Annotated in this window: 22 protein-coding genes and 1 pseudogene; 12 read left to right on the forward strand and 11 right to left on the reverse strand. The window is 69.9% G+C overall.

The genetic code is table 11. From position 1 onward, the window contains the following. Positions 1 to 689: 689 nt before the first annotated feature. Positions 690 to 1691, reverse strand: coding sequence for a helix-turn-helix transcriptional regulator (locus ACIGAN_RS06420; RefSeq protein WP_399855429.1), 1002 nt, complete (start codon positions 1689 to 1691; stop codon positions 690 to 692). A 156-nt stretch (positions 1692 to 1847) separates the two neighbouring features. Between ACIGAN_RS06420 and ACIGAN_RS06425 the strand changes: the two genes are divergently transcribed. Continuing rightward, positions 1848 to 2270, forward strand: coding sequence for a VOC family protein (locus ACIGAN_RS06425; protein WP_365096113.1), 423 nt, complete (start codon positions 1848 to 1850; stop codon positions 2268 to 2270). Between the two features lie 515 nt (positions 2271 to 2785). On the opposite strand, the gene ACIGAN_RS06430 is transcribed toward ACIGAN_RS06425, so the two are convergent. Next, positions 2786 to 3097 (reverse strand): hypothetical protein, encoded by a 312-nt coding sequence (locus ACIGAN_RS06430; protein ID WP_365096115.1) that lies wholly within the window; start codon positions 3095 to 3097, stop codon positions 2786 to 2788. Between the two features lie 258 nt (positions 3098 to 3355). Between ACIGAN_RS06430 and ACIGAN_RS06435 the strand changes: the two genes are divergently transcribed. Beyond that, positions 3356 to 3583, forward strand: coding sequence for a hypothetical protein (locus tag ACIGAN_RS06435; protein ID WP_399855431.1), 228 nt, complete (start codon positions 3356 to 3358; stop codon positions 3581 to 3583). A gap of 67 nt (positions 3584 to 3650) precedes the next feature. Here the strand turns inward: ACIGAN_RS06435 and ACIGAN_RS06440 are convergent, their stop codons facing one another. Then, positions 3651 to 4502, reverse strand: coding sequence for an MBL fold metallo-hydrolase (locus ACIGAN_RS06440; RefSeq protein WP_399855433.1), 852 nt, complete (start codon positions 4500 to 4502; stop codon positions 3651 to 3653). Between the two features lie 159 nt (positions 4503 to 4661). Here ACIGAN_RS06440 and ACIGAN_RS06445 point away from each other — a divergent pair, with 159 nt between their 5' ends. Then, positions 4662 to 5567, forward strand: a complete 906-nt coding sequence (locus tag ACIGAN_RS06445) for a helix-turn-helix domain-containing protein (RefSeq protein WP_399855436.1) — start codon at positions 4662 to 4664, stop codon at positions 5565 to 5567. A 355-nt stretch (positions 5568 to 5922) separates the two neighbouring features. Here the strand turns inward: ACIGAN_RS06445 and ACIGAN_RS06450 are convergent, their stop codons facing one another. Together ACIGAN_RS06450 and ACIGAN_RS06455 are read right to left on the reverse strand one after the other, a co-directional pair. Beyond that, on the reverse strand, positions 5923 to 6297 hold the full coding sequence (locus tag ACIGAN_RS06450; RefSeq protein ID WP_399855438.1) for a hypothetical protein: 375 nt from the start codon (positions 6295 to 6297) through the stop codon (positions 5923 to 5925). Continuing rightward, positions 6294 to 6881, reverse strand: a complete 588-nt coding sequence (locus tag ACIGAN_RS06455) for a TetR/AcrR family transcriptional regulator (protein ID WP_399855440.1) — start codon at positions 6879 to 6881, stop codon at positions 6294 to 6296. The genes ACIGAN_RS06450 and ACIGAN_RS06455 overlap by 4 nt, the downstream gene beginning before the upstream one ends. A 196-nt stretch (positions 6882 to 7077) precedes the next feature. On the opposite strand from ACIGAN_RS06455, the gene ACIGAN_RS06460 reads away from it, so the two are divergent. Continuing rightward, complete coding sequence (locus ACIGAN_RS06460) at positions 7078 to 7452, forward strand: response regulator transcription factor (protein WP_399855443.1); 375 nt, start codon at positions 7078 to 7080, stop codon at positions 7450 to 7452. A gap of 24 nt (positions 7453 to 7476) precedes the next feature. Here the strand turns inward: ACIGAN_RS06460 and ACIGAN_RS06465 are convergent, their stop codons facing one another. Continuing rightward, the gene (locus ACIGAN_RS06465; RefSeq protein WP_399855445.1) at positions 7477 to 8736 is read right to left on the reverse strand and encodes a sensor histidine kinase; all 1260 of its coding nucleotides are present in this window, start codon (positions 8734 to 8736) and stop codon (positions 7477 to 7479) included. Between the two features lie 203 nt (positions 8737 to 8939). On the opposite strand from ACIGAN_RS06465, the gene ACIGAN_RS06470 reads away from it, so the two are divergent. The 4 genes from ACIGAN_RS06470 to ACIGAN_RS06485 all read left to right on the forward strand — a co-directional run bounded on the left by ACIGAN_RS06470 (position 8940) and on the right by ACIGAN_RS06485 (position 12549). Beyond that, positions 8940 to 10025, forward strand: coding sequence for a HEAT repeat domain-containing protein (locus tag ACIGAN_RS06470; protein WP_399855448.1), 1086 nt, complete (start codon positions 8940 to 8942; stop codon positions 10023 to 10025). After that, positions 10022 to 11551, forward strand: coding sequence for a glycosyltransferase family 2 protein (locus ACIGAN_RS06475; RefSeq protein WP_399855450.1), 1530 nt, complete (start codon positions 10022 to 10024; stop codon positions 11549 to 11551). The genes ACIGAN_RS06470 and ACIGAN_RS06475 overlap by 4 nt, the downstream gene beginning before the upstream one ends. Positions 11552 to 11727: 176 nt before the next feature. Next, on the forward strand, positions 11728 to 12063 hold the full coding sequence (locus tag ACIGAN_RS06480) for an STAS domain-containing protein (RefSeq protein WP_399855453.1): 336 nt from the start codon (positions 11728 to 11730) through the stop codon (positions 12061 to 12063). A gap of 147 nt (positions 12064 to 12210) precedes the next feature. After that, positions 12211 to 12549: an STAS domain-containing protein gene (locus ACIGAN_RS06485; protein WP_399855455.1), complete on the forward strand. Its 339-nt coding sequence runs from the start codon at positions 12211 to 12213 to the stop codon at positions 12547 to 12549. Positions 12550 to 12780: 231 nt separating this feature from the next. Here the strand turns inward: ACIGAN_RS06485 and ACIGAN_RS06490 are convergent, their stop codons facing one another. Together ACIGAN_RS06490 and ACIGAN_RS06495 are read right to left on the reverse strand one after the other, a co-directional pair. Next, positions 12781 to 13008: a DUF5133 domain-containing protein gene (locus ACIGAN_RS06490; protein WP_399855457.1), complete on the reverse strand. Its 228-nt coding sequence runs from the start codon at positions 13006 to 13008 to the stop codon at positions 12781 to 12783. 354 nt (positions 13009 to 13362) lie between these two features. Beyond that, on the reverse strand, positions 13363 to 14268 hold the full coding sequence (locus ACIGAN_RS06495) for a LysR family transcriptional regulator (protein ID WP_399855460.1): 906 nt from the start codon (positions 14266 to 14268) through the stop codon (positions 13363 to 13365). 1013 nt (positions 14269 to 15281) lie between these two features. Between ACIGAN_RS06495 and ACIGAN_RS06500 the strand changes: the two genes are divergently transcribed. Continuing rightward, positions 15282 to 15860 carry a hypothetical protein gene (locus ACIGAN_RS06500; protein ID WP_399855463.1) on the forward strand — a complete coding sequence of 193 codons (579 nt, stop codon included), beginning with the start codon at positions 15282 to 15284 and terminating at the stop codon, positions 15858 to 15860. A gap of 151 nt (positions 15861 to 16011) precedes the next feature. On the opposite strand, the gene car(A) is transcribed toward ACIGAN_RS06500, so the two are convergent. Both car(A) and ACIGAN_RS06510 read right to left on the reverse strand, forming a co-directional pair. Continuing rightward, positions 16012 to 17667: an ABC-F type ribosomal protection protein Car(A) gene (gene car(A) / locus ACIGAN_RS06505; RefSeq protein WP_399855466.1), complete on the reverse strand. Its 1656-nt coding sequence runs from the start codon at positions 17665 to 17667 to the stop codon at positions 16012 to 16014. A 912-nt stretch (positions 17668 to 18579) separates the two neighbouring features. Further along, positions 18580 to 19583 (reverse strand): annotated as a pseudogene (locus tag ACIGAN_RS06510) (ferric reductase-like transmembrane domain-containing protein). 286 nt (positions 19584 to 19869) lie between these two features. Between ACIGAN_RS06510 and ACIGAN_RS06515 the strand changes: the two are divergent. The 3 genes from ACIGAN_RS06515 to ACIGAN_RS06525 all read left to right on the forward strand — a co-directional run bounded on the left by ACIGAN_RS06515 (position 19870) and on the right by ACIGAN_RS06525 (position 23471). Next, on the forward strand, positions 19870 to 20916 hold the full coding sequence (locus tag ACIGAN_RS06515; protein ID WP_365095181.1) for a YihY/virulence factor BrkB family protein: 1047 nt from the start codon (positions 19870 to 19872) through the stop codon (positions 20914 to 20916). Between the two features lie 860 nt (positions 20917 to 21776). Beyond that, the gene (locus ACIGAN_RS06520; protein WP_365095183.1) at positions 21777 to 22448 is read left to right on the forward strand and encodes a hypothetical protein; all 672 of its coding nucleotides are present in this window, start codon (positions 21777 to 21779) and stop codon (positions 22446 to 22448) included. A gap of 237 nt (positions 22449 to 22685) precedes the next feature. Then, entirely contained in the window at positions 22686 to 23471 is a 786-nt protein-coding gene (locus ACIGAN_RS06525) for a DUF1963 domain-containing protein (RefSeq protein WP_399855469.1), read from the forward strand. 1320 nt (positions 23472 to 24791) lie between these two features. Here ACIGAN_RS06525 and ACIGAN_RS06530 read toward each other — a convergent pair. Further along, positions 24792 to 25439, reverse strand: a complete 648-nt coding sequence (locus ACIGAN_RS06530) for a hypothetical protein (protein ID WP_399855471.1) — start codon at positions 25437 to 25439, stop codon at positions 24792 to 24794. Positions 25440 to 25693 lie beyond the last annotated feature (254 nt).

Below are 25693 nucleotides of genomic sequence, written 5' to 3' on the forward strand. Positions count from 1 at the left end.
CCGGGTGTGTCACCCCAGCTGCGGATCCTGGCCGCGAGTCGCTTCAGGCGCGCATCCGAGGGAGGCACATCGATCTGGAACTGTGACTCGTTCGGGCGGCGGAAGTCTTCGGCCAGGCTACGACGCCCTGGCATTCGCTGAGAATGTCGCGGCACGTGGCCCGTGGCAGGGAAAGGCCCTTATGGCCAGGGCGGCGCAGAAGCTGCCGTCCTCGTGAAGTGGGCCGACGGGAATTCGAAGCGGACCTGAAGGCGGCCGATCAGCGCTGGGCGCTCCGGCCGCACGTCAGTGGTGATTCCTTGGCCGGCGAGCTTGACGAAACGGTCGAACGCCGCGTTCCGCTCTGCCTGCCTGGTCAGTGGGCGGGTGCCGCGGGCGGCTGAAACCGCGGCGAGACTGCCCGGGCCGGTTAGTAGGTCAGCGCGGGGCGCTACCGCCGTGTGCCGTGCTGGTCAGGGAGGCCGGCCCGGCAGGTGACCGCGGTCCGCGTCGGCTGCCCCATGCAGCCGGTCGGCGTCGTCGGAGCGGCCTGGAAGCGGTCACCATGGCGCTGGGGGATGTCCGATGCCGATGACGGAGCGCTGGGGCCTGATGTCCTCGTAGGCGGCGTAGAGCTGGGCCATCTCGGCCGGGGCCCGGGGGGCCCAACCGCTCACACCCGGGCTCGAGCGGCGTGGTGCGTTCTGTGATCACCGCGCCGGGCCGGTCTCCGGTCCTGTGGTGCGGGCGGCGCGGGCGTAGCGGGCGGCGAGGTCGGCGAATGCGACGGCCAGTTGGGGCGGGCTGATGACTTCGATATCGGTGTCGAAGCGGCCGATGGCTGCGGCGAGTCCGGTCCATGACCAGGAGCCGAGGATGAGCCGGCAATGACGGGAGCCGAGTTCCTCGACGATTCCGTCCTGGACGAAGGGAGCGACATCGGCGGCCGGGAGGCGGAGGATGACTTCGCCCTGGCAGGGCCAGTCGGTGGTGGTGCCGTCGTTGCCGCGGAATCGGCTGGTGACGAAGGTGGAGACGCTGCCGCCGGGGAGGTCACGCGGGGTGAAGCGCGGGCCGGTGGGTGTGCGGGGCCGGATGCGGTCGACGCGGAAGGTGCGCCAGTCCTCGCGGTGGAGGTCCCAGGCCACGAGGTACCAGCGCTGCCGCCAGGTGACCAGGTGGTGGGGTTGTACGCGACGGACGTCTTCGGTCGAGGTGCTCGGCCCCGGGCCGTAGTCGAAGCGCAGTTCCTCGCGGGCGTGGATGGCGCGGCTCAGGTCCATCAGGACCTGAGCGTCGACCTGGCGGGTGTCGTCGGCCGTCGCGGGCGGCTGGACGGTGGTGATGTGCACCAGGTCGACGCGGTGGCGTAGGCGGGGTGGCATGACCTGGCGGAGGGTGGCCAGCGCGCGGGTGGCGTCTTCGGCGACGGTGGTGCCGGCGGCCGCGGTCTGCAGCGCGACGGCCAGGGCGACCGCCTGGTCGTCGTCGAACAGCATGGGCGGCAGGTGCGTGCCGGCTTCCAGACGGTAGCCACCGGCCGGTCCTTTGAGGGTCTTGATCGGGTAGTCGAGTTCGCGCAGGCGGTCGATGTCACGGCGCACCGTGCGCGACGAGATGCCAAGACGCTGGGCGAGATCGTCGCCGGACCAGTCACGGGGCGTCTGAAGAAGCGAGAGCAGCGCGAGCAGCCGGGCGGATGTCTTCTGCATGGCACCCATACTCCCGGAGTACCGGACACATCCTGTCCTCTACCTCTGCCATCGTGGCCTACGAGCCGTTCGGGGGCATCGCTCCTGGTCACGGCAGCCGCCGCTGGAGCTGGGACGGTCGGCGGTGCAGTCACCACATCGAGCGAGGAGCACATCATGTCCGTCACGACCACCACACACCTGAACTTCCGGGGCACCGCACGTGAGGCGCTGGACTTCTACCGGTCCGTCTTCGGCGGACGTACCGTCGCGGTCACGTACAAGGACGCGGGCGCCGTCCAGAACGAGGCGGAGGCGGACTGGGTGATGTGGGGCGAGGTGGCCGGCGACAACGGCTTCCACGTCATGGCCTACGACGTGCCCTCGCAGCTGCCCTGGAACCAGGGCGAGAACCCGTTCTTCGTCTCCGTGCGCGGCGACGACGCCGAGGAGATCAGCGCCCTGTGGGGCAAGCTCGCCGAGGGCTCGACCATCGTGCGTCCGCTGGAGCCGGCGCAGTGGGCACCGCTGTACGGCATGCTGACCGACCGCTTCGGCATCACCTGGGTCCTGGACGTCACCGCTGCGTACAACGGCTGAACCAACCGACCGACCTGACGTGCCTGTGCCGTCCTGGACCTCCGCAGCCGCACGGGCGGCCCGGACGGCGCAAGTACCGACGCTGCAGCGGCACTTCGTGCAACGGAGGGCGTACGAGGCGGGCGACACATCCGAGGGCCGGGAGAAGGACGGCAGTTGATCCGACCGGCGGATGATCCTGCCCGTGCGAGAGGTCCTCGGGAAGGATCATCCGCTGCCCGTGACGGCCTCCCAGGCGGCGAAGCTTGCGGCGGACCCGCTTCGCGTCCGCGGCGCTGACCCCGGCCAGGTCGGGGGTCTCGGCCGACGAGGTGCGTCACATGGCTCTGCGACCGTCCCCTCGTCCCCTCGTCCCCTCGGAGCCTTCCTCGGATCGCTCCAGCCGGCCCCGGCGGCTTTGCACCAGACCGCCTCATAGCGGCCGCCGCCGACGGGCGTTCCACTGCGCCGCAGCCACCTCTCCCCCGACGCGGATGTGTTGTTCCGGGGGGGTGAGGTGGGGTGTCTACCTGCTGTTACGGGGCGGGCAGGACGGCTGCCCTCTTGCACGCCAGCTGCGCCTTCGCTTCCGACAGGCCCGGGCCGTAACCCCTGCCCACGGGATCGGAGGTGACCTGCAAAGCGCTCTCGCATTTGTCGAATCGCTTCGCGACTCCGTCCTGACAGGCGTTCTCCACGATGCTCGCCGTCGCCAACCCTCCGTTCGCGGCCACGGTATCGATGCAGGCGCTGTAAGTGGCGCCGGCACTTCCAGCGCCAGCAATGACGCCCGTGGTGGCCAGAGCAAAGCTCGACACGGCCACAGCAAGGGACTTGAGACTACGCATACCTTTTCCCGGCTCCCTCGGTAGGAAGAAAACTGCCACTGGACCTGCCAACGAGCCCGCCTTCCAAGGCGTTGAGTCCATCTGCGCGCTACCACTCGATCGGGGCACACTCCGTGCGCTGCGTGAAGGGGTTTGCTGGTGCTGTCACAGGCCTTCACGAGGCTGGCCGGGGCCGGGGCGGCGCCGCCAGGTCCTGGATGTCACCGGCGCCGCCCGACCCCGCATCGTCGAGGACATGCGGCAGGACACTTTCATTCGGTGTTCCTGCACGACCGGCTCGACATGGGACCCGGCATGGGACTCGGCATGGTCGGCGTCGTCCCGGCCGTGGCCTCCCTCGTGCAGTGTCCCGGGGGGATCGCCGGCGCCGCACGGGCGGACCGCATTGCACCGCGCCGCACCATGCTGTGGGCGCTGATCGACCACATCGCCGGCTTTCGTGGCCTGCTGCTGGCCCGGCGCTGGCCCTGGGCGCGCTCATTGTGACGCCTGCCCGGCCGAGTTCGCCCGAGCCCGGTCCCGGACGAGCGACTCCGCGCTGTTCCCGAGGAACTCACGCGGCGGTCCAGGCCCGCCCGTCCTTGCCCACGGTGATGCGCTGGAAGCCGAGCCCGGGAAAGTGGTCCATGCCGATGGCGACGTCCTGTCCGGCCAACCGAGCCAGAAGTTGCTCACGGGTCTTCAGGGCGTGCTCGGCGTCGGTGTCGGAGAGGAAGGAGATGCCGGTGTCGTTCAGCTGGAGCGGGTGGTGGACGGCGTCTCCGAGGAGGTACGCCTCCCGGCCGCCGTCGGCGATCCGCACTATGTAGTGGCCAGGGGTGTGCCCGGGGGTGTGGTAGGCGGTGACCCCGGGAGCGATCTCCACCTCGGGGGCGTCGACGGCCCGCAATACTCCAGCGTTTCTGGCGCCCTCCATGACGACTCGGGTGGGGTCGCCGGCCGGCGCGGGGGCGATCAGAGCATCCCAGTCGAGGGCGCCGTACACGACCTCGGCGTTCGGGAAGAACGGCGTCCCGCCGGGGGCCACCCAGCCGACGTGGTCGGCGTGCAGGTGGGTGAGGAGGACGGTGGTCACGTCCTCGGGACTCACACCTGCCGCCGCCAACGCGCCGGGCAGCTCACCGCCGACCGCAATGGACTGGGGGGCGGACTCCATCTTGGCGGCGGCCGCCAGTTCGACGGGGAAGGGGATGGACACCGGCCCGGTGCCGGCGTCGACCAGCACGGTGAAACCGTCCCCTTGGACCAGGAAGCAACCCGCGGGGATGTGGTGCGTGCCATCGGCCTCCAGGAGGTGGGGGTGGGCATCGAAGTCCAGGCCCGGGTAGAACAGCGGGGGCAGGTGGCTCACGCCGTCGTTGAGCGCGGTGACGGTGATGCCGCCCACCTGGAGGGACGTCGTCATGAGGTGCTCCATTCACTGCACGGGGTCGGCGTGAGACGATCGCTCGGCCGTCCCTCCACACAACCAGGTCCACCGGGGTGGACCACCGTGTCAGAGGGGCACCGTCAGACCCCCTCGGAACGCCGGACCGGCCCGTGTCGCCGCCGTACGCTGGACCGCATGAGCAGCGGATCATCCGGCGGGTCCGGCGGCAACCTTGAATTGCGGGACTTCCTTCGCACGCGCCGCGCCCGCCTGTCCCCCGAGGACACAGGACTGCCCCCGAGCGCGGGCGTGCGCCGGGTACCGGGCCTGCGCCGAGAGGAGGTCGCGCGACTGGCCGGCGTCAGCGTCGACTACTACGTCCGCCTGGAACGAGGCCGGAACCTCAATGTCTCCGACAGCGTCCTGAACGCCGTCGCCCGCGCGCTGCGGCTCGACTCCGCCGAGCACGCCCACCTCCGTGCCCTGGCCACGCCGCGGCCTTCCCGCAACCGTGCGACCCCCGAGTCGCCGCAGCGCCTGCGCCCGTCACTGCGGCTGATGCTGGACCGTCTCGACGACGTCCCCGCCATGATCCTTGGCCGCCGCACCGACGTCCTGGCCGCCAACCGTCTGGCTCGCACCCTGTTCACCGACTTCGACGCCCTCCCGGCCCGCGAGCGCAACATGGCCCGCTACCTCTTCCTCGACCCCGGGGCCCGCACCAGGCAGCCCGACTGGGAGAGATCCGCCCGCGACACGATCGCCGCGCTGCACGTCTACTCCGGCCGCCATCCCGACGACCCTGCCCTGCCCGCACTCATCGGTGACCTGTCCGTTCGCAGCGACGACTTCCGGCGCTGGTGGGCGCACCACGAGGTCGCCACCTGCACCTATGGCACCACCCGCTTCCACCACCCCCTCGTCGGCGACCTCACTCTCAGCAACGAATCCTTCGCCCCCACCGACGACCCCGATCTGCGCCTCCACCTGCTCACCGCCGAACCGGGCAGCCCTGACCGGCGAGCTGTCGACCTCCTGGCCAGGCGGACCGCCGCACCGGCCGAGCGCCCCACGCACCCGCCGTCAGAAGAGAGTCCCTGAGACCGCTGACGTGTCGGCAGCGGGTATCCACCCAGCGCACACCGCCGTTCCCGTTCCGCTGACGGACACGGGCGGCCGGGGCCGGCCCGAGCCGAAGAACCGGGCAAGCCAGCCGCCCCCTCCCGACATCCCGCACCAGGAGTCCGCCGCCCCGGCGGGCGCCCCCGGCGAGCAGCCATATCCGCGCAGCAGCAGTAAGCCCTGCATCAGGCACCTTCCGCCGATGAGGATGCTGCCATGACGACTAGCTCTCGCCCGCCGCGGGCGCTGACCGCGCGGCGCGAGCTGCCCCCACTGCCCCCGAACCGCACCCCCATGAGGCCGAATCGGCGTTGGCGCCCATGCGGGTGGCAGTTCAGGCGGTGCTGATGAAGGCGAGGACTGCGACCGGGAGCAGTAGCAGCCACTGCGGCAGTTTCAGGAGAGGGCGTGGCCAGTCGGCGGTTAGGGCGATGGTGAGGAACAGCACCGCGTAGGCGAGGTAGTGGGCGGCGATGAAGAGTACGAGCGCTGTGCTGGGCGTGGTCGTGAAGGCGAGGGCCAGCAGCGCGATGGAGCTGAGCAGCAGGTCGGCGGTGACCATGTGCCAGACGACGTGCAGGGTGTGCTTGGGCTCGGCGGCCACCGTGCTGTTTAGGAGCGGGCCCAGGACCGTCCGGCCGCCGGCGGTGGCGTGGATGAGGGTGGTTGCCGCCGCGACGGTGCCCGCGGTGAGCAGCCAGCCGTTCACCGGGCCTCGATTCCCTTGGCGATCATCGTTGCGATGCGCCGGGCCAGATCCGCGTCCGGGCGTTCGCCGATGATTCCCAGGTGGAAGAAGACCGCCCCGGCCAGCGTGTCGAGCACGAGGTCGACCGGCAGGTCCGCGCCGCTCTCGCCGCGCCGCTCAGCCCGGTCGAACACCGCGACGAGCCGTTCCTTGGCGGGCTGGAGGAATCGGGTGCGGATCGTCGCGCGCAGTTGCGGTGTCGCGGCGAAGTCGGCGAGCAGACCGGGCAGGGCCGCTGTGGCCGCGGGGGTGGAGAACTCCTCGACCAGCGACTGGACCACTGCGGTCAGATCCCCTTCCACCGTGCCGGTGTCCGGCAGGTCCGCTGTGTCGGCGGCGGTGAAGACCGCTTCGTAGACCAGCTCGGGCTTGCCCGTCCAGCGGCGGTAGATGGTGTCCTTGCCGACACCGGCCCGCGCGGCGACCGCGCCGATGGACATCGCCGCATAGCCGCTCTCCGCGACCAGTTCGGCAGCCGCTTGGATGATCGCGGCGCCGGACCGCTCATCTCTCGGGCGCCCGCGCCCCGCAGGTGAAGGAGTCATGTCCTGAGATTTATCATACGGGTCGACCCGTATGAAATAAGGGGGCCGATTAAGGGCGGCAGGTGCCTGCGGCCGGGCGGGGTCGGTGCCCTTGCGGGATACTGACAGTCGCGGCGCGCGGCCGCGACGGGCGCCGCCCGGGGCCGCAGACCGGCCGATGCGCGACGCGGAGTTGTTCGCTGACAGGGAGGGTGCCGTGGCGACCATTCTGGTGGCGGATGATGACGAGGACATCCGCGATGTCGTGTCCTTCAAGCTGGGCAACGCTCATCACACCGTGGTGGTCGCTGCGGACGGTGCGGAGGCTCTGCGCATCGCGAGCAGCCGCGACCTGGACCTTGCCGTGCTGGACGTGCGGATGCCGGGGCTGACCGGGGTGGAGGTGTGCCGGCGGTTGCGGCAGGATCCGGCGACGGCCGCGCTTCCGGTCATCCTGCTGACCGCCCAGTCGGAAGAGGGCGATGTGGAGGCGGGGTTTGCGGCCGGGGCGGACGACTACATCGCCAAGCCGTTCAGCCCGCGCGAGGTCGGCAGCCGGGTCCAGGCCCTGCTGGCCCGTTCGTGTTCCTGAGCGACGCGGTCGCGGTCGGACGGTTCAGTCGCGCATGCCGGACGGGTAGGGCAGGTGGCAGGTCACCGTGGTCCCTCCTCCGTCCGCCGCATCGACCGTGAGGGTGCCGCGGTGCGCCACCGCGATCCGCAGGCACGTGGCGAGACCGATCCCGGAGCCGGGCGCGCCGGTGTCCAGCCGCGCGAAGGGTTCGAGGACGTGCCGGCGCTGTTCGGGCGGGATTCCCACGCCGTTGTCGGTGACGCGGATGTTCCAGCCGTCCGCGTCGTTGACGCAGCTCACCTCGATGCGCGCGGGCCGGCCGGGACGTCGGAACTTGGCCGCGTTGGCGATGAGGTTCTGCAGGAGCCTGCGGATCTGCGTGCCGTCGCAGCAGATGACAGGCAGTGTTCCCAGACACACGTGTGCCTGTGTCCGTGTCAGCTCCTCGCGCAGGTCCTCGACGGCCTCTTGGGTCAGGGCCTGGAGGTCGGTGTCCGTCAGGTGCAGTTGTCCGCCGGTACGCGCTTGGGACAGGGCGGCCTCGATGGTGCGGTTCATGCGGGAGGTGGCCGCTTCGATGCGGCCGACGAAGGCCGCCGCCTGCGTGTTGCCGCTGACGCCCGGTAGCTCTGCCAGCAGGCCTGCGTGACCGGTGATGCCCGTCAGGGGATTCTTCAGATCGTGGCTGACCTGCCCGGCGAACTGTTCCAGCGCCATGTTGGAGCGCTCCAGCTCGGCCCGTGCCTGATCGGCGGCCAGCAGCGCATGGTGCAGCAGTTGCCGGTGCCGGTGCAGGTCCAGGACGTCCACCACGAGGGAGGCCAGGTCGTCCAGCGCTTGGCGCTGCCGCTCGCTCAGCGACCGGACCTCCTGGGCGAACACGCACAGGGTGCCCAGCGTCTCGCCCTCCGGTGAGTGCAGTTGGGAGGCGGCGTAGAACCGTACGGCGCCTGTGGGGGCGGTCACCCAGGGGTTGGCGGCGAAGCGGGGGTCCTGCCGTGCGTCCGGCACGAGAACCTGGCCGGGGGCGGCGATGCTCACAGCGCACATGGAGTCCGAACGCGAACACACCGTGGGAGCGATACCGACGGCGGCGATCTGGTGCTGACGGTCGGCGGAGATGATGTTGACAGCGGCCTGAGGGGCCTCGCACACCCGCGCGGTCAGCCGGACGATCGCGTCCAGATCCGGCGGTGCGGGCGCCCCGATGATGCCGTAGCGCTCCAGCACCGCGAGGCGGCGGTGCTCGGCGGGGTCGTCGCCCGCGTTGACGAGTCCGGCCATCCCTGCCCTCGATTGCACGCCAGCAGTCCTTTGTAGCTTCACCCGGCCGGTCGCTCCTCGCAACGCCGGCTGGACGTGCGGGCTCCGGCGCAGAGCCGGCCGTGCGGGTGCCGGTCATCCCTGCGAGGGACGCCTCTCGGCACTTGCAGTCGGCCGCGTGGCCCGCGACCGCGCGCCGCCTCAGGCTGTTCCCGTGTGAGGGAGGAAGGGGGCGGACAGCCGTGCGTACGGTGGTGCAGCTGGTCCTGCTGGTGTCCGTGGCCGAGGCGGCTTTGTGCCTGCTCGTGCTCTGCGTCGTGCGCGTGGTGCGCAACCGCCGGGAACGCGCCCTGACCGGTACGGCGACGGCCACCAGGCAGCTGGTCGTGGAGACCGCCGGCGGCGAGAGTCCTTCGGCTCGTGCCGCACTGGCCGCGCTGGACGGGCGTTCGTGGCAGGCCGTGGAGCCGACCGTCACCCGGTTGCTGAGCCGCGTCAAAGGAGGCTCCCACCGGGCACTCACCGACGTCCTTGTCCAGCGCGGAGTCGTCGACGCGGCCCTGGCGCACGCCGCCCGGCCGCGTTCCCTGCGACGGGCCCGGGCCGCGACCCTGCTCGCTCTGGCCGGTCCCAGCCTGCGCACGGATCCGGTGCGCGGGCCCGAGGCCCGGCGCGTACTGCACGCCCTGCTCGGGCACCGCAGCGTCACGGTCCGCGAGACGGCCGTGCGCGCCCTGGGGCGTCTGGGTGACTCGGTCAGCGCCGGCCTGCTGCTGACCACGGTGAACGCGCCCCGCCCGGTCGCCCCGGGACTGATCGGTGACGCACTGGTGCGGATCGGCCCGGCCGCCGTCGAGGCACTGACGGCAGCGGCCGGCGACGGTGACGAGCAGCACCGCGCCCTGGCCGTGGAACTGCTCGGTCTGATCAAGGACCGCCGGGCCGTGCCCGCCTTGTCAGCGACGCTGCACGATGGCGCCCCCATGGTGCGGGCGGCCGCGGCCGCGGCCCTGGGCCGGGTCGGCGAACCCGCGGCCGTTGCCGCGCTGGCCGACACCGTCCGCACCGACCCCTCCGGCCGGGTCGTGGTGGCCGCCGCCGAAGCACTCGGTCTGATCGGCGACGACAGCGCCGTACCCGCACTGCAGCAGACCCTCCGGCACCGCCCCTACCGCCCGGCCCACACCGCGGCCCGCGCCCTGCTGCGCCTGGGCCCGCCGGGACGGACGGTGCTGACCGACGCCGCACGCGGTGCGGATCCCGCCGGGGCCCATGCCCGTGAGGCCCTTTCCCTCACCCCCGACCACCGGGGAGGCCCCGGGACGTGAAGGACATCGTCGTCACCCTCATCCTCGTCAGCCAGTACGTGGTGATCGGCTACTTCCTCGCCCTGAACACCGTGTACCTGGTGCTGCTGGCGGTGGCCGGACGCACCATTCCCCGGCTCGCGCGACGCCGCCGCCTCACCGGCCTGGACGACCTCGCCACCAGTCCCCTCACCCCGCCGGTGTCCATCGTCACCGCCGCCTACAACGAAGAGCCCACCATCGTCGAGAGCGTGCGCGCCATGCTCGCCCTGCGCTACCCCCGCCATGAGGTGGTCCTGGTCGACGACGGCTCACGTGACCGCACCTTCGACCGGCTCCGCGAAGCCTTCGGGCTCGTGCCCGTCGAACGCGTACGCCCCCACGAGATCACTTCACGTGAACCGGCCCGCTCGGTGTACGTCAGCACCCACTCCGTGCCCCTCACCGTCGTACGCAAGAACAATTCGGGGAAGGCGGACTCCCTCAACGTCGGCATCGACCTGGCCGCTCACCCCCTGGTGTGCATGGTGGACGCCGACTCCCTGCTCGACGAGGACGCCCTGCTCACCCTCGCCCAGCCGTTCGTCGCCGACCCGCTGCACGTCGTCGCGGCCGGAGGCGTCATCCGTCCCGTCAACGACAGTCTCGTACGCCACGGACAAGTCCTCGAACCCCGCATCCCCAAGGGCTGGCTGCCCCGCATCCAGGTCGTCGAGTACCTGCGGGCCTTCCTCATGGGCCGCACCGGCTGGGCCCGCCTGCACGGCCTGCTCATCATCTCCGGGGCCTTCGGCCTGTACCGCCGCGACGTCCTCGTCGAGGTCGGCGGCATGAACGCCGACTCCCTCGGGGAGGACTTCGAACTCGTCGTGCGCCTCCACCGCCACCTGCGCGACCGGCGCCGCCCCTACCGCATCGAATTCATCCCCGAACCGGTCTGCTGGACGGAAGTCCCCGACAACGGCCGCGTCCTGGCACGCCAGCGCCGGCGCTGGCACCGAGGCCTGTACGAGACACTGCTGCGCCACCGGCGGATGCTGCTGCGCCCCCGCTACGGCGTCATCGGCATGGTGGCCTACCCCTACTTCGTCCTGTTCGAACTGCTGGCCCCGCTGCTCGAGGTGTGGGGCCTGATCACGGTGACCATCGGCTTCGGCTTCGCGCTGATCTCCCCGTCCCTGGCCCTGCTGTTCCTGCTGGCCGCCTTCGGCTACGCGGTGCTGCTCTCGCTGCTGGCTCTGCTCCTGGACGAGCTGGGCCTGCACCGCTACCGCCGCCTGCCGGACCTGGCGGCGGTAGCCGCCGCCACCATCGTCGAGAACCTCGGCTACCGCCAGCTCACAGCCCTGTGGCGACTGCAGGGATGGTGGGCGTCGCTGCGCAACGGCACCCCCGTGTGGGGCGAGATGACCCGCAGCGGCTTCACCGGGACCACGCCGCTCGACCACGGAAGCCACGCCACGATTCCCGAGACGACGCCCCGCACGAGTCCGCCCGGGGCGGCACTGCCTGCGGCGGCACCTCAGGAGAAAGGTCCTCCACACTGACCCGGGGCATGCGGGAAGAGGCGCCCCGGTGGGTGGCGGGCGCCGGCACCGGCCTCCGTGGTTGTGGGCGCACACGTGCACGCGCGCCGGGTGAGCAGTAGCCTGGGCGTCCGAACCCAGCGGGCACCTCGCTCCGGCCCTCTGCGGCAGCTCTGAGCGGCGCCTGGGGGTACGGCATGCTGGATGTCACCGGCCGAGCTGGAGACCGCGTCACCGCCCGGCTCCCCGAGGACGTCGACCTGTACACGACGCCAGGACTGCGCGCGGTGGTGGACCGCATCATCGACGAGGGCTGCCGGTATCTCAATCTGGACGCCTCAGCCCTGCAGCACCTGGACTCCACCGGTGTCACCGCGCTCATCGTCTGGCACCGACGTCTGGACGCAGTCGGCGGCGCGCTCACGCTCACCGGCCTCGCCGGTCATTTCCACGCGATGCTGACCCGGCTCGGACTCCACAACGCGTTCGCCTTCGAGCCCGAGGCCCCCAGCGCCGACAACCCCAGCCCGTGAGACCCGTGCCACCAGCTCGGATACCGACGGCTGTGCCGCGACGGCGAGTTGCCCCTGGAGTCCGCAGTACGCCCACCACTTCGGTCCTGGACCCCTGGCATTGCCGCCCGCTTGGCCTCGCTGCGGGGCCGGTGTGAGGATGGGCCAATGCCTGAAGCCTGCGACATGAAGGTGCACGTCACCCACCACGACCAGGGTGTGCTCATCACCGTGCGCGGAGAGCTGGACTACGAGGACGCCGAAAGCATGGAAACTGCCTGGCAGGCGGCCGACCGGGCCGGACTGCCCACCACAACGGTGGATCTGTCGCAGGTCACCTTCGCCGACAGCATGCTCCTCAACGCCCTCCTCGAAGCCCGGCGCCGCCACTCTGCGACCGACCGCGACTTCGTACTGCTGGGGCCCCTCCAACCGCCCGTCAGCCGCCTCTTGGCACTCAGCGGTACGCTCGAACACTTCACGATCCGGGACGCGGACGCGTCTTGAGCCGTGCCGGACAGTGCGTCGCGATGGCGTTCCCGGCAGATCCAGCTGCGCCGTCAAGCCCCCTCGGCAGCTTCGGCCTCAACGTCCAGCAGGCCGGCCGGGAGACCTGGCGATTTCACGCCGGTCACGTCATCCGCGCTGGTCTCATCGGGCAGGTCTGCTGCGGACTACGGGACCAGCGCACGGACACCCCGCGGCGGCTGGACCAGTCGAGTCAACTCACGCACGTGGTCAAACGGTGAGCAGGGAGTCGTCGTCGGCGCGGGCACGGGCCAGCTGATGACGGGCAGCGACAAGGGCGGAGTCGATGTCGCGCGTGCCGGTCGTCACGCACAGTGTGTAAGTGACGTCGTCCATGCGTCGGCGTACCTCTTCGCTGCTGTCCTCGGCGTGCAGGAGACGCAGCGTTTCGTACTGGTCGACCAGGGGTCGCAGTACTGCGGGGTGTGCCATGAGCATCGGAGTTCTCCCTGCTGCGCCATTCACGTGGGTATTACACCCATCCGTATGCCCCGGACCCGGGCCGTCATTCCGGCGCTTTCCGTTGCCGGCCCCGGACCCGGGGAGGCAGGGATCAGTCGGTGGACAGGGCCTGAAGGAGTGCACCGACCTCGGCCTCGGTGCCGATGCACTCAGCCCCACCGGTCATGATGTTCCGGGCCTTCGTCATCAGATCCCTCCCTGCAGCTGGGCACTCCAAGCTGCAGGACCAACAGGACCGGGCGGGGGCGTACTCGAAGGCGTTGGTGACCAGCTCGCTGATGATCCGCCCTGCATTCACCGCCGTCTGGTTACCGCCCTGGGCGTCCTCCACTACCTAGCCGCAGACGCGGCTTCGTGCGCGGCCTGTCGAATGGCTTTGATGGTGGGTTCGGAGCGCCTGCGCCGCAGCCAGGCGAGGGCTGAAGTGGAGGGTGCGAGGTCGATGACGTCGATGTAGCTGACACCCGGGCGTGGGAAGTATTCACGGGCGGCTGCCGGGAGGAAGCACATCGCTTCTCCTGCGGCCACCGTGTGCAGGAGTGATTCCATGTCGGTGACCACGGGACCGTAGTGGACGGGGCTGCCGTCGGGACGGGGGTCGACTGCCCAGAAGTCCCACCACAGCCGCGGGACTTGACCGGGCATGTCGACCACGGGGATGCCGGAGAGCTGAGCCAGGGTGAGCCGGGGCAGGGTCGCCAGGGGATGGTCGGCGGAGAGGCAGGCCACTCTGGGCTCGGTGGCCAAGTGGTGCAGTTCGATGTCGTCCGTCACCGGGGGGCGGAGGAAGACCACGTCGGCCTCTTGCTGGGCCAGCGCGGCCAGATGGTCGCCAAAGCCGAGGTTGACCAGTTGCACCGTCATGTGGGGATGACGGTCTTGCAGCAGCCCGAGTACAGCGCGGGTGTGTGCCATGGACGCCTCGGCTCCCATGGTTCCCACGATGAGCCGTCCGGAGACCTGCCGCATCTGCGCGTCGGCGGCGCTCCTCAGCCGGTCGACAGCGGCGACAGCCGCCCGGGCCTCCGGGAGCAATGCGCGCCCTGCCTCGGTCAGAGTGACCGCCCGGCGCCCGCGCTCCACCAGGCGCACCCCCAGACGCTTCTCGAGATCCTTGATCTGCTGGCTCAGCGCCGGTTGCGTGATGAACAGGCGGGCGGCGGCACGGCTGAAATGGAGTTCTTCACTCAGCGTCAGGTACAGCCGAAGCTGGTGAATACTCGGCTCCCTGGACACAGACGTACTCAAGGACAGGTCCCCCTCCACCGTCCGACCTGCGGTCATAAATGTCACGTTATCAAGCGCCAGACATCATGCATCCCTGGATCACTGACGCCTCCATCCCGTCCATGTGATAGTCGACGGGCCGTCACCTGATCAGTCAGACGGCGACACCGAAGGACCCGCACACCGCCTTCAGATCAGGGGCGCATGCCGGAGCAACAGCGACTTGCGGGAGGAGGAGACATGCGTAAAGCAGTTCTGGCCCTGTTCGTCGCGTTGACGGCCGTGCTTGCTGCAGCACCGCTCGCAACCGGCGACCAGACACAGACCGTCGCCTGTTGCGGTGGCACACCCGGCCAGCCCTAAGGGCAGTCGCCAGCAACGGTCGGATCGTTCTTTCTCGCCTTTACTAGGGGACGCAATGCGTAAAGCCGTACTCGGATTGTTCATGGCGCTGGCGGCGGTGCTCGCGGCGGTACCGCTCGTCGGTGCCGACCAGACACAGACCGTCGCCTGCTGCGGTGGCATGCCCGGCCACCCTTAGACCGGTACCGTCGCCTGCTGCGGCCCGCCCCGCCCACTCGGCCGTGCACGGCTCAACGCCAGTCCGAGGATGCACGACGGCGAGGCGGCCTGCGGACGGGCTGTTGGAGGCCGGATGCGCGGCCTCAGCGTCTGCGCGCGAGCGACGGCCGGCCGGACGCGGCCCTCTTCCCAAGCGTGCGCCTTCGCTCACGCTCTGGCGGTCACGTCCTGGCCGGCTGCCGCGCAGTCTCCGAACCGCGGCCGCTGCGAGGTCTGCGAGCATCGCGGTGCGGCCGCGACCGCCTCGCGCTTGGCCTGCCTCTTCTCGCCCTCTCTCCCGTTGGCGCCCCCGCAGTGATTCGCCGCGCCCTTACCCGTCTTCGCTGGAGGCGCCCTCGTCGATCGCAAGCAGGCGTCGAGACCGAACACGGCGAGCTTCGCCTCGGCGGCCTGTCGCGCAGGGCCGGGCTGTTGTCGGTGGTGCCCGGTACGTTGCGCTCATGGGTGTCTATCTGGTGAGTGTCACTGCGCAGGACTGGTCGCGGCCGGGAGAGGACGGGTACGGGGACGTCGCCGCCGCGCTGAACACCGAGCTGGAGCGGCGAGGGCTGCCCCGTTACGAACTGCGGCAGGACGAACGGGAGGCGCCGGGCTGGTTCGAGGAGAAGGTCAGCCCGTCCATGGACGGCTTCGTGGCGCTGTGCAGGACGCTGCTGACCGAGGCGGAGCTGTCGGCTCTCCTCGACTGGAGCGTGCTGGTGCCGGTCGCGCTGGAGGAGGAGATCGTGCTTCCCGTCGGCACCGCGTACTCCGGCGAGGAGACAGCGGTCGCCGGGGCCTCGCGGGTGCTCGCCCTGGCCGAGCGGCTGGCCGGTGCCGTCACACTGCCCGTGGACGCGATACCGGCGGGCGAGAACCTCGCACTGAGCCTGTGGTTCCTGGAGGGCGGGGCGGAGCGGACCGCCCGGGTGCGGCCGGGGCCGTGGGCCGAGGACCTGGACGCGGCGTTCTACGTGGCGCTCTACCTGCGCGCCGCACAGTACTCCCTGCGGTACGGCTGCCCGATGACCTACTCCTGAGCCAGGCGGCGGTCGGCCGGCCGGCTGGAGAGGCCATACGCGAGTCCGGGTGTCCGGGCCTGGCGCCGGGTGTCCTGCGTGGCCGTCCTCCAGAAGTTGTCCGCGGGGACGGCCCTTCCGGGCCGCCCCCTTTCTTGCGCCGCTTTGCCGATCAGGCGGTTGCGTACCTGGTGACGTGCCCGTCCCTCAGTGTGAGCCGGGCACCGTCGAAACGGGTTCGCATGCGCCGGTCGTGAGTCACTACGACAACTGTGCCCAGGTAGCTGGTCAGTGCCTCCTCCAGTTCCTCGACGAGCGCGGGCGAGAGGTGGTTGGTGGGTTCGTCCAGCAGCAGTAGGTCGATCGGCTCGGTCACCAGCCGGGCCAGTTCAATGCGGCGTCGCTGCCCGTAGGACAGGTCCTGCACACGCTGCCGGAGGTCGTCGGGGCTGAACAGCCCAAGGGAGAGAAGCAGTTCGGTGTGCTCGTCGATGTCACCGGGGCGTCCGCTGCTGAACGCCTGAAGCACCGTCAACCCGTCCCGCCATGGCGTCTGCTCCTGCCTCAGGTGTCCCACGCGGCCCGCTACCCGAACCGATCCGCTGTCGGGTTCCAGCTCGCCGGCGAGCACCCGCAGCAGCGTCGTCTTGCCCGCCCCGTTGGGACCGGTGATCAGCAGCCGTTCACCGGGCTTGAGGCGCAGGGAATCGACGCACAGCCGGTCCCCGACGCGGATGCCGGTGAGTTCGGCCACCGTCTCCTGGGATTGCGCAGCATCGGTGACGATGTCGGCTGTGAAGGTGAGGGGCTCGGGCGGCGGTGCGACCGGGTTCTCGGTCAAGCGCGCGACCCGTTCCTTGGCGTTGCGGATTCGCACCATGGCCCCGTGGGCTCGCCCACGCATCCGGAACTGTCCGGCACCGAAGACGGCGAAGGGCAGCTTGCGCGGGATGGCGTCCAGCCGGGCCGCATTGGACGCGATCAGCGCACGGCTGCGGTCCAGTTCGGCACGCCACTGCTCGTATTCGAGCAACCTGCGCTGCCGCTCCGCCGCCTTGGCCGCCAGGTAGCCCTCGTAGCCGTCGCCGTAGCGGGCCACCTTGCCGGAGTCGACCTCCAGGATCGTGGTGGTCAAACGGTCGAGGAAGAGTCGGTCGTGAGTGACGGCGACGACGGTGCCCTTGTGCTTGCACAAGCGTTCCTCCAGCCAGCCCACCGCTCGGTCGTCCAGGTCGTTGGTCGGCTCGTCCAGCAGCAGCAGTTCGGGTTCCGAGGCCAGCGTCGCCGCCAGCGCGAGGCGTGAGCGCTCACCGCCCGACAGGGTGCCCAGCCGCCGGCCGCGTTCCAACCCGGGCAGCCCGAGTCCGTGCAGCGCGATCTCGACCCGCGAGTCGGCCTCGTAGCCACCACGCGCCTGGTAGCGGTCCACCAGCGCGGCGTAACGTTCGAGGAGGGCCGTGAGTTCGGGGTCCCGGGCCGTCCTCTGGGGCCGTTCGGCCAGCTCCGCCTCGGTCCGGCGCATGTCCTCCTCCAGCTGCCTCAGGTCAGCCAGGGCCAGATCGACGGCGTCCTGGACCGTGGCGTGCGGCGGGAGTTCCATCGTCTGCGCCAGATAGCCGACGCCGCCGGGCGCGACGACCGTGACCGCGCCGTTGTCCGGTTGTTCCCGCCCGGCCATCAGCTTGATCAGAGTGGACTTGCCGGAGCCGTTGTCCCCGATGACACCGACCTTCTCACCCGGTTTGACGGTGAAGTCGATTTGGTCGAGTACGACCTGGTCCTGGTAGCGCTTGGAGACGTCATGAAGAGCGAGTTGCGCGATCGACACGCGGTTCCTCCTGATCGGTACGGGTTGCGTGATGTCGCCGCGCACACCGCAGTCCGTCAGGAAAGCGCAGACAGTCGCAGAAGCAGACCGTCGGGGAGCGGTTCTCCATCCGGCGGAAACAGCGCATGGCGAGAGAATCGCAGCGCGTCCATTTCCTCAGGGGTGCACGACCGGACGCGGTGACGGAGCCAGGCTCGACGTCCCACGCCCTAGCGGATCACACGTACCGATCACAGGGAACCCATACCGCCACCGTAGACGACACCAACCCTCACCGGCAACCGATCCCCATCCCAACTGGGCGTGAGTGAAGAACTCCTCGTGCGGCTCGGCGCACACGGCAGTGGGCTGGCGCGGGAACTGCTGGATGTGGTCGCTGCGGCCGCCCGCGCGGGCCGGTGCTGCCTGCTCACCTCCAGGCCCCTGGCGCGATGGTCTCCTGTCGCCGCCAAGGCTGGGCCCAGGCCACTCACCCGCCTACCGACGGCAAGGGCATCGTCGTTTCTGCGGCCCGCATCATCCCGCCAGAGGAATCTTCCCGTTACCGCCCTAAGCCGCGCCGGGCCGCGTCGCTCAGGCAGCACTGCGGCGACGCGGTGAAGCGAAGGCGTACAGGCCGAAAATCTCCAGCCGGGATGCGATGACGGAGCCGCTCGCCCAGACACAGGCGGCGATGTCCCCCGTCGCGTCCGGGTCAGCCCCGAGCGTCGGCCGCCCCCTGGGCCGCACGCCCCGTGTGGAGGATCGCTGCGCATCGACCAAGCCGGCCTGGTCGTAAGCGCGTCCAGGCATGCCGCAAATGCGCATGGGCGTCGCCGTGTCGCAGCAACCCTCCTGGTACCCGGCGGTACGGCACAGCACACCAACGGCCCTCGGGTGGCCGTGCCGGTCGGTCCGGAGGGCGGCCGGGGGTCAGTCGGTCTCGGGTGCATGCGGGCTGGTCGTCGGCGGCTGGGCCGGGCGTTCCCTGCCGCCGTCTCGGTCTGACGCCACGACGAGGACGAGCCCCACCACGACGGCCACGGCGGCCACCCGGCCGGTGGCCCGCGCCACCCAGCCCGGCATCGCCCGGGCCGGCAGCGGCCCGCCCTCCCGGCGTCTTGGCGCGCCGAGCCGTTCGGCCCGCCGGGCGGGTTTCAGCAGGCGCAGCAACAGCAGGGCGGCGACGGGGAGTTGGAGCAGCCACAGGAGGTGCGTGGCCATTCGCCGTACCAGACGTTGGTGCCGTACAGCAGGGTGTGCCACACGCTCAGTACGTAGACGACGATGACGAAGCGGTGCAGTCGGCGCCAGGTGTTGGCGCCGATGCGGTGGCGGATGTAGAACAACAGGCCCAACGGGATGGCCAGGTACAGGGCTCCCTGGCCGAGCGGGATGGCGATGCGGCCGGTTCCGGAGTCGTACCAGCCGGGTACGAACGTGTCCGCGAATCCCGCCCACAGTCGCTGGGCCCATGCCAGTTGGGCCTCGTAGCGCACGAGTTCCGCCGCGAACATCAGCGCGTGGGCGGACATCAGGGCCATCGTGGTCAGGCTGGTGGTGCGGTGCCAGCGTTCCAGCACCTGCCGGGGCACCGGCAGGCGGGTGGGGCGTGGTCCTGACAGCAGCAGGCCGAGCATGACCGTGCCCCAGGCCCACAGCAGGCCCGACCAGCCGAATGCCTGGCTGAGCAGGTACATCCAATAAGTGCCGGCGTCGTTCATGAACGGCATGACGGCGACCGTCGCCGAGTCCCCCGACTCCACGCGGGCGTACAGGAACACGAAGACCGCCACCGTGACCAGCACGGCCGCGCTCGCGTCGGGGAGCGCGGCGCGCAGGTCGGCTCGCAGGACGACGCGCTCGGGAGGGCGCTTGTCCCCGGCAGGTGGCGGGTTCGTCGTGCCACTGTCCTCCGGCGTCGTCTCTGGCAGCATCCTGGGCCTTCCGGGCACGGTCCTCCGCGGGGAGGTGGGGGCGACATCGACGCACCAGTGTGACGAGCGTGGCCGGGATTACCGAGGGCACATCCGGCCAGAGTCATTCTCGGTTGAGAGGTGCGGCGTTCGAAGCCCCTGCCAAGGGCTGTCTCGCAAGTCCGACTCATAGGACCCCCACCCGAACGGCCATGCCTACCAGGCGGTACGGCGAGTGAAGGTGACGGCAGCCGATGGTCGCGGCTGCGGGGGCGTTAAGGGGGCGATGGCGGTTACCCGGAGACGTATGGCGAAGCTGCATCTTCCAGGGCGTAGTAATGATCACGGTGGTGTACCGCCCGAGCCTGAGGAGGCCGGGCCGGACCGGGAGGTGGAGCGGGCGGCGCCGGACGGGCCCACTCAGTTGCCCAAGCGGTCCTGGGTGCACGTACTCAAGGGGACGCTGAAGGAGTTCCAGGACGACGAGCTGACCGACCGTGCCGCGGCTTTGACGTATTACGGGGTGCTGTCGTTGTTCCCGGCCCTGCTGGTGCTGGTCTCCCTGCTGGGCCTGACCGGCAAATCGGCCACGGACGAGGTGATGGACAATCTCCGGCAGCTCGCTCCCGGCTCGGCCCGCGACATCATGACCCGGGCGGTGGAACAGCTGCAGGGCAACGCCGGCACCGGATCGGTCATGGCGATCGTCGGCCTGGCACTGGCCATCTGGTCGGCGTCCGGCTACGTCGCGGCGTTCATCCGCACCGCCAACGCCGTCTACGACATGCCCGAGGGCCGGCCGGTGTGGAAGGTTCTGCCGGTCCGGCTGGCGGTGACGGTGGTGCTGATGGTCCTCGCCGTGGTCAGCGCGCTGATCGTGGTCTTCACCGGCCCCGTCGCCCAGCAGGCCGGGCAGGCCCTCGGCATCGGGGACAGTGTGGTGACGGTGTGGTCGATCGCGAAGTGGCCGGTGCTGGTGCTCCTGGTCACGGTGATGATCGCGATCCTGTTCTGGGCGTGCCCCAACGCCAAGGTGAAAGGCTTCCGCTGGGTCACCCCCGGTAGCTTCCTGGCCCTGGTGATCTGGATGCTGGCCTCGGCCGGGTTCGCGTTCTACGTCGCCAACTTCGCCTCCTACAACAAGACCTACGGCACGATGGCGGGTGTCATCGTGTTCCTGGTGTGGCTGTGGATCAGCAACCTGGCCATCCTGATGGGCCTGGAGTTCGACGCGGAGACGGTGCGGCAGCGGGCCATCGCCGGCGGGCACCCGCCCGAGGCCGAGCCGTACACCCAGCCCCGGGACACCCGGAAGTGGGACGAGCAGGACATGCGCCGCATGGAGGAGTCCTGACCGGCCTGCAGGGGCGGGTGATGACAGGTTGATCCGCTGCCGGTAGAGAGGAGGCCGTGACTGGCCGACGCGCGTCTGCCTCCTCGGAAGTTTCACAGGAATGAGCCACCCTGCGCAGGGCACCTTCCCAGCCAGAACACACGCCGGCTGAAGGAAAAATCGGGGAGCGTCATGCAGGTCGTCTCGACTCGCGATGTTGTGATCATCGCTGCCGCAGCAGCAGCGGGAGCCGGCCTCACCGCGTCGTTGTGGGCCCGCCGTAGTCCGCGGCCCCACAACGACGCGGGCGTGCCAGCTCGCGACCGGGTGGAGGAACTGCACTGGGCCTACCGGGACCGCACAGGGCCGCCCACCGGCCTTCCCGCCCGGGCCCTGCATCTTTACCAGCACCAGCTGCGGCCGCTGCACGTCGCCCCAGCGCCTACGGCCACTGCCACTGCCACTGCCGCGCGGGACGAGTGCAGCGTGTCACCGAGCCCGGATCAGTCGAGCCGATCGAGGTGACCCCACAAGTGCTTACAAAGGCCCGCTGCAGCGCCGACCTCGTGAGGACCGTCCTCTTCTTTCCTCACGCATCAGCATGGGGTCAAAATCGGTCAACACCCTTTACCGGGCGGGTGATTGGGGTGCACATCCAAACCTGACGGAGTGATCTCCGACCACGCCCGCCCCGGCGCCCAACCATTGCATCATAGGGATCGAGGCCGCGAAGAACGGGACGCGACCAGCACCGAGGAGATCGGGAGGAGCGCGGGCCAGGACGTGGAAACACCACGAGGAGAGCGACGGTCCCGTTCGGAACGGACGCGGCACGCTCACCGGCCCCCTCGCCCGTGCCTGACATGCGCAGGAGGACAACGATGGAGCAGAGCGACTTACTCGACCACGTAGCGGAGTTCGAGCGCGTGTGGAACGACCCGGCCTACACGCACTCGGCACTGCCTCCGCTCGATGTGAACGAGGTGATCGCCAACAGCTACGAGACACCCACCCCCTTCACCATGACCCGCGACATGCTGTGGGACATGGAGGTGCGCAAAGCCCGCAATCCCGCGCCGTATCTGCCCTCCGTGATGGAGCCCGGCAGCGTGCGCATCTGGGGCGAGCAGCCGACCGGTGACGACGGGGTGGAGGTCTTCGTACGCGCATCGATGCAGCATCCGTGGATCGGCGGCTCCGAGTACGGCCTGGTCCTTGAGCAGGTGCGTCTCGACCCGGCCGCACAGCGCGTCACGTTCATCGGCGCGACGCAACTCGTCGACGACTCCGGTGAACTCGTGAAGGCTGACACGCTCCAGCCTCTCTTCCACGTCGAGCACGCGGTGGCCGGTACGGACTCCCGACCGCTGTCACTGTGGCGGGTGGCCAACCTGACTGATGCCCGCACGACGAGAGAAGCGCTCACTCGCACTTTCTCGGAACTCGCCGGCCAGCCGTGGCTGTACGAGTACATCGAGATCTACATCAGGCAGGACCTGCATGTGGACCTCAGGCGGCGCCAGCTGCCTGGGATCGCCCAGTCTCAGGACTAGCGCGCGTCTCCTTGCGGATTGGGCTGGATAGCTGACCGGGTGGGTCTGTCCGGTCAGTGACCGCTGGCGTGATGGGGGACCGGATCGGGCCGTTGATGCCGACCGATCCGGTCCCCGGGTGGCAATGGGCCGGCATCAACTGGACGGTGAGGTGGACTCCCTCGCCACCACCCTGTGCTGCTATAAGCAGTGGGACTGAATCGGCCGGTGTCAGTGGGGCCTGGCATGCTCGCGGACATGACCATTCCGACCGCGGCAGAGCTCGTTCTGAGGACAGCCGAGAAGCATGGCGTTCCCGGACCGGTAGCACAGGAACTGCTAGCCGGCTCCCGGCCGTGCGTCCACCTGGTGCCCTTCCAGGACCTGACGCCCGTCCAGCAGCAACAGGCCCGGCCCGGCGCGCGCACCGGAGGCCTCCCCTGCCTGCCGGACGGCGTCGACTGGCCCGATGGCCGCGAGCCGTTGGTACTGACCATCGATTGTGCAGCGCTCCCCCACGACGCCCTGGACATCGCATTGCCGCCCGACGGCAGCCTGTTGGTCTTCACCGAGATCGAGTACGAGCCGGAGTCGTCAGTGATACTCCACGTGCCCGCCGGCGTGCGGACCACGCAACGCTCGGCGGCATTCGAGCTCGACGGGGAGCCGGAGCAGGTCCGGGTCTACCAGCCGGACGTTCTGTATCCAGTGCCGGGGCTGACCGTCTCACCCGACTGGCGCGACGCCCCGGCGACCAGCCAGTTCCTGGACAGCGGCGCTGACCGCGACGACGTCCTGGACGATTTCGAGGACGCCGTGCGCGAAGCGGCAGCGGGCGGCGCCTCACACGGAGTCGCCGTCCAACTGGGCGGTATCTCGACGCCTTGGCAGTCAGCTCCGTTCGAGGGCGACCTCGTCCTCCTTGCGCAGATACATGGTCAGTCGATCGATCTCGACGTCTACACCCAGACCCTCGTCGTCGGCACCCGCGAGGACATCGCGGCCCGCCGGTATGAGGCCTTGGAGTTCGAGCAGCAAGTCTGAACAGCCGCCGGCCCCCCTCACCGGTCCCGGTTCCCCTGTCTCCCCGGAGTCACGACCAGTGGCCCGCCGGCATGAACTGCCGCCCGGTCTTGTGGTTGTCGGTTGAAACCGTCTTCCGCCGGTTCACCGAGTGGGCCGAGGCTCCGTCGGGTGTCGGCGCATCGCCGAGCGCCCGTGACGCGCCCTCTGCGTAGAGCGCCTTGGCCGCAGCTCGCGCCCTGCATCCGGCCGACGCTCACCCGGGCAGCAGCGGCTTCGGGGTGCGGCCCGGATCCAACTGGGCGATGAGGCTCGGCCGAAGACGAACCACTCGTGCCTCCTGGAGGTGCGCACGCACCCACCTGAGCGATTGCACCGAATGATAGAAACTCAGCCCCTGGCCGTGACGTGGCGCCTTCCGACCAGTTGCAGTGATGACAATTCAGCGGAATGCATTCGACCACGGAGAATAAATGCTGAATGCCATGACATGGGTGTTTATCGTAGGGGCATCACTATGCTCTATTGGGTCGGTATTCCTATCCGACGCCCACCGCCGACTCAATCACACAGACGCGGCGGAGTTGCGTCGCCGCCGCCTTCTGATCGCGGCACTACGGGACGACGTCCGCACCCGGCACCGCATCCCGTCGCATCGTCGCCTTGAAGAATGCATGTCGCCGGGCTGCGACCGTGAACCCGGGGCAGCTGTGGCTGTTGACGTAGGCGCGCCTGCTCGGGCCGAACCCGGTGAAAGTCGTCTACTGCCTGCCCCTCATGCCCTTCGTCGGCTGCCCCGGGCGCGACAGGACCGACCGCCGTTCTAAGTGGTCGGCGCGCACGCACCGCAGATTCGGAGAGCCGTTGTATGAGGGCGGCGGCGAGCCGGGAACGGATGGGCAGAGCACGACCTGATGTCGACGGCCGCGTGCCGATGTGGTCGTGACCGTGGTCACCCCCGCCTACGGCCTCTCAGCCGCCTTCCGTCCAACTCGACCACGCCGAGTTCGTGAACTGAACTGCTATACCTGTCAGAGGGGTCGGACCTTATGTTGTGACCCGGACTTCTTATCTCGTCTGCGAGACAGACGCTAAGGGGTGCCCCGTTCATGCGGGCGAAGACGTGCTCGACGGTCGTCCCAGTCCCCTACTGGCGACCCGATCCCACCGACCCGGCCCCCGAAGTCATCGCCGAACACGGCGGTCTCGCCCGCAAGCAGTGACCGCGCCATGGTTCCGTGATGCCGTGATGCCCTGACGTGAAGTGCCGCGGCCGCGTTCGGCGTTCGGTTCGGCGTAGATCTCGCTGCTGCCGCATCGGCTGAGAAGCGTCGGGGACGCCTACCGCCGCCGACTCCGCGGCATCAGGCCCGTTCGGCGGGCCAGTTCGTCTTCCGCTCCGATGCCACGGCGCCTGCCCGGCGTCGAACGGACGACGTAGCGGAAGGGCAGCCCTCCCGGTTCGGCGACCATGCCACCGAACCGGGTGTCGCCGGCGAACCACACCCGGTCCGCCGGACGGGGGCCGCGCGGGGCGGGCCCGTCCCAGCCGTCCGCGGGGACGGGGAACGAGCAGTGGCTCTGGCCGTCCGGCTGGAGCAGCACCACCCGCCCGTCCGTCCCCCAGCGACGGCCCTGGGCCCGCTCTCCCTCCGCGGCGACCACTCGGACGTCCTGTGTCCGCACGGGCCAGACCTGCCAGGCGTAGGTGGACATCACCAGCCGCTCCCGACGCCGAGCCCGGCGCCACAGCAGCGTCAGGACGGCCGTGGCCGCGAGGACGGGCGCCAGGCAAGCGGTGGTGACCAAGCCCGGGGCCGAGCCGGGACCGGCCACGGAAAGGACGGCCACCAACAGCAGCGCTTCGGCGGCCAGCGCCAGGACACCCCACCGGAGGCCTCGCTCACGTCGCCGCAGGACGTCCTCGACGCCTGGGGTGTCCACTGCCACGCCCGGCAGCACCTCGTAGCCGTACTCCTCAGCGATCATCACGTTTCCCCTCCCGGAACGGCCGCGGTGCGGCGGTTCGCCGGCCGTCCGCACGACCTGCGGAGCTCGAGCTGCGGCTCTCGGGCATCCACAGCGACGAGAGCCTAATGGCAGAGCCCGGCCACTGGTGCCTGCCGATGGGGGCAGGGTGAGGAGCGATGAACCGGGCTTCGCCCCGGTCCACACCCGAGGGGTCGATCGTCTCGGTGTGCGCCCTCCGGGGCAGACGCCTCCCAGACAGCGTTCCGAGCATC

Origin of the sequence: Streptomyces sp. NPDC085931 (assembly GCF_044540565.1) — a bacterium.
Classification (GTDB): domain Bacteria; phylum Actinomycetota; class Actinomycetes; order Streptomycetales; family Streptomycetaceae; genus Streptomyces.